The 12,423-nt window shown below is 34.2% G+C and carries 8 protein-coding genes; all 8 read left to right on the top strand.

The features are described 5' to 3' along the window. The first annotated feature begins 131 nt into the window (after nucleotides 1–131). The 8 genes from FGM02_RS05700 to FGM02_RS05665 all read left to right on the top strand — a co-directional run bounded on the left by FGM02_RS05700 (nucleotide 132) and on the right by FGM02_RS05665 (nucleotide 12,379). Nucleotides 132–689, top strand: coding sequence for a DUF6973 domain-containing protein (locus tag FGM02_RS05700; RefSeq protein ID WP_243739359.1), 558 nt, complete (start codon nucleotides 132–134; stop codon nucleotides 687–689). Between the two features lie 173 nt (nucleotides 690–862). After that, nucleotides 863–2,722, top strand: a complete 1,860-nt coding sequence (locus tag FGM02_RS05695) for an SLC13 family permease (protein WP_139957343.1) — start codon at nucleotides 863–865, stop codon at nucleotides 2,720–2,722. Between the two features lie 216 nt (nucleotides 2,723–2,938). Then, entirely contained in the window at nucleotides 2,939–3,616 is a 678-nt protein-coding gene (locus FGM02_RS05690; RefSeq protein ID WP_139957342.1) for a succinate dehydrogenase cytochrome b subunit, read from the top strand. A gap of 12 nt (nucleotides 3,617–3,628) precedes the next feature. Next, nucleotides 3,629–5,644, top strand: coding sequence for a fumarate reductase/succinate dehydrogenase flavoprotein subunit (locus tag FGM02_RS05685; RefSeq protein WP_139957341.1), 2,016 nt, complete (start codon nucleotides 3,629–3,631; stop codon nucleotides 5,642–5,644). A gap of 9 nt (nucleotides 5,645–5,653) precedes the next feature. Then, the gene (locus FGM02_RS05680) at nucleotides 5,654–6,397 is read left to right on the top strand and encodes a succinate dehydrogenase/fumarate reductase iron-sulfur subunit (RefSeq protein ID WP_139957340.1); all 744 of its coding nucleotides are present in this window, start codon (nucleotides 5,654–5,656) and stop codon (nucleotides 6,395–6,397) included. An 84-nt stretch (nucleotides 6,398–6,481) separates the two neighbouring features. Further along, complete coding sequence (locus tag FGM02_RS05675) at nucleotides 6,482–8,389, top strand: DUF3857 domain-containing protein (protein ID WP_139957339.1); 1,908 nt, start codon at nucleotides 6,482–6,484, stop codon at nucleotides 8,387–8,389. A 3-nt stretch (nucleotides 8,390–8,392) separates the two neighbouring features. Next, nucleotides 8,393–10,408, top strand: coding sequence for a transglutaminase domain-containing protein (locus FGM02_RS05670; RefSeq protein WP_139957338.1), 2,016 nt, complete (start codon nucleotides 8,393–8,395; stop codon nucleotides 10,406–10,408). 12 nt (nucleotides 10,409–10,420) lie between these two features. Next, complete coding sequence (locus FGM02_RS05665) at nucleotides 10,421–12,379, top strand: DUF3857 domain-containing protein (RefSeq protein WP_139957337.1); 1,959 nt, start codon at nucleotides 10,421–10,423, stop codon at nucleotides 12,377–12,379. Nucleotides 12,380–12,423 lie beyond the last annotated feature (44 nt).

The following is a 12,423-nucleotide window of genomic DNA, read 5'->3' as shown; positions in this document are numbered from 1 at the left end:
CTAGATAAACAAATGTATCAATTTGTTGGGCATTTCCTGATAAACTTTGGCACTAATTTCAGACTTTGACAAAATATAGCCTCCTTTTTTTCTGTTTTTATCTAGGTTCTTTTTCAAGCCAGTCTCAAAGCATGACCCAAAAATTTTCTAAACTTTCCAAACCAGAAAAATGCTGGGTATACTTACATCTATTTAAAGCAAAAAAAGCTTTTAAAATTTCTATGGAAGCCGAAAAAACAGCAGACTCTATTCAAAAAACACGCTTATTAGACCAAGACAAAAACGGTGGACAAGTAGATGCGTTTCGTCATGCCTACTGGATGTATACTTTGGCGAAAAAAATAGGAAAACGCGCTGCAAAAAGTTTAGGTGAAGCACACGAAAAAGGAAACTACCAACAATTCAAAAATGCAAAACTAGAAAACGGAGCTGTAGCAGACGAAGCTTCTTCAAAAATGGATCTTGCCAACAACGAAAAAGCTCTAGAACTCTACAAAGAGCATAAAAAAATCAGCAAAACCGAAATCATAAAACTCCTCATTTCTGAAATAAAAAAAGGAAACTTTAAAATACTGAACAAAAACAATTTAGGAGATTATTTGGACTGTAACAACTATACAATTCCGAAAAATGAACTTGAAAAAACTTGGAAAAACAACAAATGCCTAATTCCATCAAAATTATGGTAAAAAAAAATTGGCAACATCGCTAAATCTACTACAACGTATTCGCACCTATGACACTGTGCTTTACCTTTAAAAACGCAGCAAAACAAGAAACATGAAAAACAACAAATGACAATTATCATATAACCACAAGCCTAGTACCTCGTATTTTTACACCATCAAAAAAAGCACATATTATGACAATTACTTTTATCATTTTAGCAATCACCATCACCCTCTTTATTTCAGGGAAATTAAGACCCGATGTCGTCGCATTATTAAGCATGGTTTCTCTTTATGTTTTCGGAATTCTAACCACTAGCGAAACTTTTTCTGGTTTTAGCAATACCACCGTAGTGATGATTGCTGCGCTATTTATTGTTGGTGAAGCCATGAGTAGAACCGGAGTGACCTCATGGTTAGGAAACAAAATTGTAGCCCTATCTAGCAGCAACGCCAACAAATTATTAATTTTATTAATTATTGGAACCGCTATTATTTCTGCATTTATCAGCAATACAGGAACTGTAGCTTCCTTAATTCCAGTAGCCATTGCGGCGGCTTGGCGACTTAGAACTTCGGCTTCAAAAATGCTGATCCCTTTAGCCTTTGCAGCAAATACGGGTGGCCTTTTAACCCTAACAGGAACTCCGCCAAACATTATTGCCAACCAAGCTTTGGTAGATGCAGGTTACGAAGGTTTTGCCTTTTTCGAATACGCCTATATCGGAATCCCTTTATTAGTGGCCATTGTACTGTACATGCGCTATATTGGAATTAAGTTATTACCCAACAACACTTCCAATAAAATGGAAGACATTGACGAATCTATCCAAAGTTTGGAAGATGCCTACCAAATATTTGAAGGCTTTTGGAGAGTAAGAATTAGACCTAACTCTTCGGCTATTGGCAAAAAAATTAGCGAACTGCAATTAGATTCAGGTATGGGAATTAGTTTGATTAAAATTATACCGAATCAACACCCAGCACAAACACTGCTAAAAAAAGTAGGATTGAACCACCCTGAAGATGACGAATTTCCGGATGACAACCGCGAACTTCATATGGACGATGAGCTGATTGTAAATTGCAGTGAAAACAGAATAAAACGATTTATTGACAAATACAATGTAGCCGCCATAAAAGTGGAAGGAGATGGAGAATTCATCAAAGAAAATGTTTTAACAGATGAAGTCGGTATTTCTGAATTAATTGTCGCTCCAAGGTCTTCGTACAGAGGAAAAACAATAAACGTCGGTCGTTTTGGTGAAAAATACAATGTGCAAGTCATTGCCTTAAACAGATACAACAAAAGAATTAGAGGTAGAGAATTTGTATTACAAGAAGGAGATACTTTATTAGTACGCGCAAAATGGGAAGACATTAGAGCTATTCAAGAAGAAAGTAAAGACTTTTTAATTGTTGGCCACCCAGAAGAATTAGCCAAAGAAGTTGGAAAAATTAGTAGAAAAGGATTGATTTCAATATTCGCCATGGCATTTATGGTAGTGATGTTAGTAACAGGAATTTTCTCTTCTGCTATTTCAGTTATGTTAACAGCCATGATTATGGTTGCAGGTGGTTGTATCAACATGAATCAATCGTACAGATCTATCAACTGGAATGTGGTGATCATTATTGCAGGAATGATTCCTATGGGAGTTGCCCTCCAAAAAACAGGAGCTGCCTTATTAATTGCCGATTCTATGGTAGGACTTTTAGGAGACATGCACCCTACTTTTTTCTTAGCAGGTGTATTTTTAATTACCACTACATTAAGCCAAGTTATGAGTAATTCTGCCACTTCTATATTAATGGCACCCATTATTATTACCGCTGCTTTACAACTAGGATATTCTCCAGTTCCTTTTATGATGATTTTAGCCGTTAGTGCTTCCACAGCTTTCTTAACTCCTTTTGGAACAACCACTAACATGATGGTAATGAACGCTGGTAACTACACATTTAAAGACTACGCTAAAGTAGGTGCCGGACTTTTATTAATTTTCTTTATTATTAGTTTAGCCTTAATTCCACTGATTTGGCCCTACCAATAAACTCATTTTAACCACGTAAAAATACGTAATTATTACATTATGAATAATTTTTAAAAACAATAATTATCAAATACGCAATACACTAAGAAACAGACCTTTCGAGTAAAAAAAAAGGACTTCTTAAAATGATTCTAAATAACTAAAAAAACAAGAATTTTCTTTCATCATAGAAGACCTAAGTAGTACATTTGTGGGATTCTAAAAATTTTTTAACTAATGAGCGGATTTATATCTTCATCAATTGCAAGAAAAGTTGCCATGGCACTGTCAGCACTTTTCCTTATCTTTTTCTTAATTATTCACTTAGCAGTAAATATTACTTCTATTTTTAGCGAAACTTTATTCAACGATCTATCTCATTTTATGGGAACCAATCCTTTGGTACAATTTGCCTTACAGCCTGTACTTATTTTTGGTGTGGTTTTTCATTTTGTTATGGGATTCATTTTAGAATTGAAAAACAAAAAAGCGACAGTTGTAAAATATGCGAAAGACAACGGAGCAGCCAACTCAACATGGACATCAAGAAACATGATTTATAGTGGACTGGTAATTTTAGCTTTTATTGTATTACACTTTGTAGATTTCTGGATTCCTGAACTAAACGTAAAATATGTTCATGGTGACATGAGTGGTATGTTAGAAGGAACACAAAACTTCAGATACTTTGAAGAATTACAACACAAATTTGTGAACCCTGCAAGAGTTGCTGCCTATGTAGTTTCTTTCGTACTATTAGGTTTACACTTAGCGCACGGATTCCAATCGGCTTTTCAGTCAATGGGTTTCAATAACAAATACACGAAAACAGTAAAAACCTTAGGGAAAGCATATTCAATTGCCATTCCAGCAGGATTTATTATTGTAGCCGTTTTTCATTTCTTAAACCATTAATCTACTAAAAAAATGACGACTTTAAATTCAAGAATACCTAAAGGTCCAATTAAAGATAAATGGACAACTTACAAAGACAAAATTGATTTAGTAAACCCGGCTAACAAACGTAATATTGATATTATTGTGGTTGGTACAGGATTAGCTGGTGGTTCTGCCGCAGCTTCTTTGGCTGAATTAGGATATAACGTAAAAGCATTTGCATACCAAGATTCTCCTCGTAGAGCGCATTCAATTGCTGCCCAAGGAGGAATCAATGCTGCAAAAAACTACCAAGGAGATGGTGATTCTACCTACAGATTGTTTTACGATACTGTAAAGGGTGGAGATTACCGTTCTCGTGAAGCAAACGTACACCGTTTGGCAGAAGTGTCTGGAAATATTATTGACCAATGTGTGGCACAAGGAGTTCCTTTTGCACGTGACTATGGTGGATTATTAGACAACCGTTCTTTTGGTGGTGTATTGGTATCTCGTACTTTTTACGCAAAAGGACAAACAGGACAACAATTATTATTAGGAGCTTATTCGGCAATGAACCGTCAAATTGCTCGTGGTAAAATTGAAATGTACAACCGTCATGAAATGCTAGATGTAGTATTGGTTGATGGAAAAGCAAGAGGAATTATTGCGCGTAATATGATTACTGGTGAGATTCAACGTCATTCTGCACATGCAGTTGTTATTGCTTCTGGAGGATATGGAAATGTATATTTCTTATCTACCAACGCCATGGGATCTAACGTAACTGCTGGATGGAAAATTCATAAAAAAGGAGCATTCTTTGCAAACCCTTGTTACACGCAAATTCACCCAACTTGTATTCCAAGATCTGGTGACTACCAATCAAAATTAACATTGATGTCAGAATCATTGCGTAATGATGGTCGTATTTGGGTTCCTGCAAAAATTGAAGATGCAAAAGCAATTCAACAAGGAAAATTAAAACCAACTGAAATTGCGGAAGCTGATAGAGATTATTACTTAGAAAGAAGATATCCTGCCTTTGGAAACTTAGTGCCGCGTGATGTTGCCTCAAGAGCGGCAAAAGAACGTTGTGATGCCGGTTACGGAGTAAATGCTACGGGAGAAGCTGTATACTTAGATTTTGCTGCCGCCATAGACCGTTACGGAAAAGAGCAAGCTAAAATTCACGGTATTACAAATGCTTCTGCAGATAAAATATACGAATTAGGTCAGGCTGTAGTTGAAGCCAAATATGGGAATTTATTCCAAATGTACGAGAAGATCGTAGATGAGAATCCATACAAAACACCTATGATGATTTATCCAGCAACCCATTATACAATGGGTGGTGTTTGGGTTGATTACAACTTAATGACAACGATTCCTGGATGTTACTGTATTGGAGAAGCAAACTTCTCTGACCATGGAGCAAACAGATTAGGAGCCTCTGCCTTGATGCAAGGTTTAGCAGATGGATATTTCGTATTGCCTTATACTATTGGTGATTATTTATCTGATGATATTCGTACAGGAAAAATCCCGACCGATTCACCAGAATTTGAAGAAGCAGAAAAATCTGTAACAGAATTGATCAACTTCTTTGTTTCAAATAAAGGAAAACACTCTGTAGATTTTTACCATAAGAAATTAGGTAAAATTATGTGGGACAAAGTAGGAATGTCTCGTAACGAAAAAGGATTGAAAGAGGCCATGGCTGAAATCAAAGCTTTACGTGAAGATTTCTGGAAAAACGTAAATGTTCCTGGAGCAGCTAACGAAATGAACACAGAATTAGAAAAAGCAGTAAGAGTTGCTGACTTCTTAGAATTGGGTGAATTATTTGCAAAAGATGCCTTGGACAGAAACGAATCTTGTGGAGGTCACTTTAGAGAAGAATCTGTTGAATTAGACGGAGAACAAGAAGGAGAAGCAAAACGTAATGACAAAGATTTTGCATACGTATCGGCTTGGGAGTACAAAGGAGAACCTGGTGACGCTGTTCTTCATAAAGAAGAATTAGAATTTAACGACATCGAATTAAAACAACGTTCATACAAATAAGAAGACATTATGGATTTAACACTAAAAATCTGGAGACAAAAAAACGCTGATGACAAAGGTCAATTGGTGGATTATAAAGTAACTGATATTTCAGAGCATATGTCGTTTTTAGAAATGATGGATGTATTGAACGAACAATTGATTAACAAAGGTGATGAGCCTGTAGCATTTGATCATGACTGCCGTGAAGGAATTTGTGGAATGTGCTCTATGTATATCAATGGAGAAGCGCATGGTCCTGACAAAGGGATTACTACTTGTCAGTTGCATATGCGTTCTTTTAAAGACGGAGACACCATTTATATTGAGCCATTTAGAGCGACTGCCTTTCCTGTAATTAAGGATTTAGTTGTAGATCGTACCTCATTTGATAGAATCCAACAATCTGGTGGTTACATTTCTGTAAACACTTCAGGAAATACACAAGATGCCAACGCAATTCCTATTTCAAAAATAGCTGCTGATAAAGCAATGGATGCAGCAACTTGTATTGGTTGTGGTGCCTGTGTTGCGACTTGTAAAAACTCTTCTGCAATGTTATTTGTTGGAGCAAAAGTATCTCAGTATGCTTTGTTACCACAAGGACAAGTAGAAGCTACTGAGCGTGTTTTAAGCATGGTGCAACAAATGGATGATGAAGGATTTGGTAACTGTACAAACACAGGAGCTTGTGAAGTAGAATGCCCGAAAGGAATTTCTTTAGAAAACATTGCTCGCATGAACAGAGAATTCTTAAAAGCTTCTATTAGCTAATAGCTCTTTTAAACAAAATACGAAAGCCTGATACTTGTTAGTATCAGGCTTTTTTTATACATTCATTCCTTAAAAATTCATGCTATGAATCTATACCAAAAGCTATTAATTAGCTTCTTGTTTGTTCCTGCTATACTTATTAGTCAAGAACAAAATCTTGCTGTAAAACACATTCCTCAAGAACTTAAAGAATACGCAAATGCTGTCATTCGACTAAACGAGCAAACCATTACTATTGAAGATATAGATGCCATGGTGGTATCTGGAAAAAGAATTGTTACCGTTTTAAACAAAGCCGGAGATAGCTATATCAAAGCAGCAAAAGGCTATGACAAGGACACCAAAATAACCAAACTTTCCGCTATTGTTTACAATGCCTTTGGGAAACAAATAAAAAAATATTCTAAAAGTAAATTTGAAGATGCAAGTGCCGTTAGTGGAGGAACTCTTTATTCTGATGACCGTATAAAATATTTAAAATATACACCTACCAGTTATCCATACACCCTAGTTTTTAATTACGAAATTAAAACTAGAACTACGGGTTTTATAAATTCTTGGTATCCGGTAGAAGGTTTTTCTACAAGCACCGAAAAGAGCCGTTATAAAATAGAAAATCCTAAAAATTTGGTCATTCGTACCAAAGAAAAAAACTTCAAAGATTTCCCTATTACTAACAAATCAACAAACAACTTAATTCATTATGAACTAAGCAACCAACCTGCTTTAAAATATGAAGCCAACGCCATCTCTCGACGTGAAATACTACCTAACTTAATGATTGGACTGAATCAATTTTCTTTAAAAGGCGTAGAAGCAAATATCGATACATGGAATAGTTTTGGCCAATGGATGCGTTCTGAATTGTACGAAGACAGACTGGAACTCACCCCTGAAACAATAACAAAAATCAAGTCGCTAGTACAACACACTACAGATCCAATTGAAAAAGCTAAAATTGTTTATAACTACGTTCAAAATAAAACTAGATATATAAATGTAACTATTGGAATTGGTGGCTGGCAACCAGCATTAGCTAGTGAAGTTGACAAATTAGGTTATGGTGATTGCAAAGGCTTAACCAACTACACAAAAGCGCTTTTGGATGCTGTTGGAGTAACATCTAATTGGACTGTGGTTTATGCAAATAGCAAAAGAGACATCGATAAAAACTTTGTTTCAATGCAGGGAAATCACATGATGCTAAATATTCCCAACAACGGTAATGATGTATGGTTAGAATGTACCAGTCAAACCCTTCCTTTTGGGTTTTTAGGTGATTTTACAAACGATAGAGACGTACTCGTTTTAACAGAATCTGGTGGAGTTATAAAACATACTCCTGCGTACAGTAACGAATTCAACGAACAAAAAACAGAGGGCACTATTCATTTGGACCCAAAAGGAAACATCAAAGCGGATGTACATATAAAATCTAAAGGCTTACAATATGATGATCGTTATTATATAGAAAAATTAGATAGCGAAGAGATTGATAAATATTACAAAAATCGTTATTGGAATTATATAAACAACCTGAACATTGAACAATACAAATTTTTAAACAATAAAGAAACTGTTTTATTTGAAGAAAATTTAAAAATCAACATAGACAACCACGGTACCTTGGCTGGTAATGACTTGCTAGTTGGTGTTAATGTATTTAACAAAATTACCTATATCCCTCAAAAATATAGAAACAGAAAACTACCTCTTCAAATAGCACAAGGATTTAAAGACATTGATGAAATTAAATTCAACCTACCTAAAGGCTATAAAATTACCACACTACCCGCCCTAAAAAAAATAGAGACGGATTTTGGAAGCTATGAAATGCATCTAGAAAAAATTAATGCCACTCAGTTTATTTACCACAGAACATATGCTTTAAAAAGTGGTATTTATCCAAAACAGCAATACAAAGTATATAGAGAATTTATAAAAACCGTAAATAAAACCGACAACCTACGTGTTGCCTTTTCAAAAAAATAAACCATGAAAAAGTCCTTATTACTTATAGCTCTTCTACTATTCTGTTTACAAAACGTGTTTCCAAAAGCAATAAAATTTGGAAAAGTTTCAAAGAACGAGCTAAGTGAAAAATACTATCCGCTAGACTCTACCGCAGATGCCGCCTATTTGTACAAACATAGAAGTACCTATTTTGAATTCAATGAAAATAGAGGCAGTTTTGACATTATAACTGAACATCATTTTAAAATAAAGATTTATTCAAAAGACGGATTTAATAGAGCAAACACGCTAATTTCCTACTACAATCCGTCTGGAGCATACCACGAGTCAGTTTCTTCTATAAAAGGATATACGTACAACTTGGTCAATGGAAAAATTAAAAAAGACAAACTTGAAAAGAACAATATCTTTGACGAAAAAGAAAATAAATACTGGAGTCGAATTAAGTTGACCATGCCAAATATAAAAGAAGGTTGTATTATAGAAATAAAATATACCTTAAGTTCGCCATACAACGACATTAAGGACCTTCAATTTCAATCTGGTATTCCTATAAAACAACTACATTACCATACCTCTATTCCGGAATATTACAACTACAACAAACAAAACTACGGTTACTACTTCATAACTCCTGTCATAACTTCAAAATCAAGTTCTATAAACTGGACCGTAAAATATAGATCTAGCGGAACTGTAACTACCACAAGCTACCAAGAGCAAACTTTAGACTTCAACACAGAAGAAGCAACTTATGAAGCAAATAACATTCCTGCAATTAGTAGCTCCGAACCTTATATAAGCAGTATTAGAAACTATTTTGGAGGTATGAAATACGAACTAGCTACTAGAAAATTTCCAAATTCTGGTCTAGAACAATTTAGCAATACTTGGGAAGCCATAGCTAAGAAAATACACAAATCGCCAAGTTTTGGAGACCAACTAAAAAAACACAGTCATTTTAAAAATGATCTTGAAGAAATACTTGCTACTTGCACCACTGAAAACGAAAAGATTCAAAAGATTTTCAAACATGTAAAAAAGAAAATTAAATGGAACAATTATACCGGAAAATACACGCAGCTAGGTGTTAAAAAAGCTTATACCGAGGGGACAGGAAACGTTGCTGACATTAATTTAACACTTATAAGCATGCTTAAAGAAGCAGGATTAAATACCTATCCTGTTTTATTAAGCACTAGAGACAATGGAATTCCCATCTTCCCAACTACGGATGGAATTAACTATGTAATTGCCGCCGTTAGAACTAAACAAGGGGATTACTCTTTATTAGATGCAACAGAAAAATATAGCAGCATAAACAACTTACCAAAAAGAATTCTTAACTGGGAAGGAAAAATAATTTCTAAGACTGGTGGATTTCAATCAATTCCATTAACACCAAAAAAACACGCCTTAGAATCAAGTATTATGATGATTTCTTTTGATGACGATCTAGAAGCTAAAGGCACGCTTAGAACCACCTATTCCAATTTATACAACTTAGAGTACAGGAAACGCTACAGTAGAATGAAAGAAGAAAAATTAATGACAACTTTTGAAAAGAAATACCCCATTGAGATTGAAAAAATTAAAGTATCGAACAAGACAAATCTTTTAAAACCTATCTCTCAAACAACACAATTTACAAGTTCAGATATTATCGAATCCATGAATGGAAAAATATATCTAAACCCATTGTTCTTTTTAGCTACAACTAAAAACCCCTTCAAACTAGAAGACAGAAAATACCCTGTAGACTACGCAACACCTTGGAAAAAACTACACCGAATAACGATTGATCTTCCAACAGGATATAAAATCGAATCTTTACCAAAATCTTTTGGATTTGGCTTGTCTGATGGCCTTGGCGTATTTAAATACCAAGTTGTTGAAAGTGCAAATAAAATACAAGTTCTATCTAGTATTCAAATGAACCAAGCAGTCATACTACCAAAATATTATCAAGAATTAAAAAATCTTTACAAAGAGATGATTGCCAAACAAAGTGAAAAAATTGTACTGATAAAAGAATAATAAAATTACGCTATGAAAAAAATTACCACAATCCTTCTATGTACTCTTTTCCTTTTTAGTTCCAACAGCAACTCACAAGAAGCGAAATTCGGAAAAGTAACAAAAGAGGAATTAAAGGAAACAAAACATCCACTTGACTCAACTGCAGATGCTGCCTATTTGCAACGAACAAAAAAAATCTATTATCAATTTAATGGAAGTCAAGGTTGGTCGTTAATTACCGATGTATATGTAAAACTGAAAATCTATTCAGAAGAAGGATTTAAACATGCTCAAGAAAAAATTAACCTATACCAACACGGTGGTAAAAAAGAAAAAACAACAAGTATTAAAGCCTATACTTACCTTTTAAAAAATGGAAATTTAGAAAAGCAAAAGCTCTCTAAAGACCAAATATTTACAGAAGAGACTAGCGACAATTATAGCCTAAAGAAATTCACTATGCCCGCGCTTAAAACAGGTGCTATTGTAGAATGGAAATACTCCATTCGTTCTCCATTTTTCTGGTATATTAACAAACAAAACTTACAATACGACATTCCTATTAACAAGCTCAAAACTAAAATATACATTCCAGAATATTTTGTTTTTAAACAACATACTAAAGGCTATTTACCTATTCAATTAGCGCACGAAAGGAAAAATAAAACGAATTTTTTTGAAAATGTTTATACTATTAATTCTCAAGATGTTCCTGCATTAAAAAAAGAACCTTTTGTTTCGAATTTAAACAACTACAGATCGTCTATTGACTTTGAATTATCCTATACCGACTTTCCAAACACGGTTAGAGAGCATTATTCTACCAACTGGGATGACATTTGTAAAGATATCTACAAATCAAGTAAATTTGGAACCGAATTAAATAAACACAACTATTTTAATGACGACTTACTTGCTTTAAAGCTAACAGATAAGAGTGAAGCTCAAAAAGTAACTAGCATTTTCGAATTTGTAAAACAAAAACTAAATTGGGACAAAACAAGCAGCAAGTATACCAAATACGGTGTGAAAAAAGCCTATGAAACCGGTGTAGGAAATTCTGCTGACATCAATTTAATCCTCACCGCTATGCTACGAGAAGCTGGACTGCTTGCTAGACCCATAATCTCTAGTACACGCGACTATGGCATTCCTTTATTCCCTACCCAAAAAGGTTTGAATTACGTCATTGCTTCCGTAAAACTTGCAAACGGAAATTATATTTTATTAGATGCTACCGAAAAATTTAGTTCACCTAACAGCTTACCTTTAAGAGTGATGAACTGGAACGGAAGATTGATTACAAAAGACGGAAGAACTCTATCCATGCCATTAAAAAGCAAAATATTTTCCAAAGAATCTCAACTATTAAGTATAAATATTGATTCTAATTTTCATGCATCAGGTTTTTTAAGAAGTTCTGTTTTCAACCTTTCCGCTTTAAATTACAGAAATAAAAATAATAACTTAACGGAAGAAAAACAGATAGCATCCTTAGAGAAAAAATTGGATATTGAAATACATAATTTTAAAACAACCAATGCTCATGCATATCACAAACCACTAACGCGACTTATACAGTTTGAATCCGATGAATTTGTTGAACAAATAAACAACAAATACTACATCAACCCAGAATTCTTTCTTCAAGACAAAATCAGTCCATTTAAAAATGAAAGCAGAGTATTTCCTATAGATTACGGAACTCCTTGGGAAGAAAAATTCAGTATTCAAATTACCTTGCCACAGGGATATGTAATAGAATCTATTCCAACACCCCTAGGAATTGCATTACCAGACAATTTAGGTTCCTTTAAATACAACATCACAAACACCGGGAACAAACTAAGCCTAAACGTAACTTCAAAAATAAATACCGACTTAATTTTACCTGAATATTACCCGCATTTAAAAGAATACTACAAAACATTAATTGCCAAACAAAGTGAAAAAATTGTTTTGGTAAAAAAACAAACATCCGCTATTTAACAAACAAAATAGCAAAATTCCTCCAAAAAACGAATATCATAAGT

This window comes from Flavicella sediminum, assembly GCF_006381105.1.
Lineage (GTDB): Bacteria > Bacteroidota > Bacteroidia > Flavobacteriales > Flavobacteriaceae > Flavicella > Flavicella sediminum.
The sequence above is the reverse complement of the archived record's forward strand: the minus strand, read 5'-3'. Positions and strand labels throughout refer to the sequence as shown.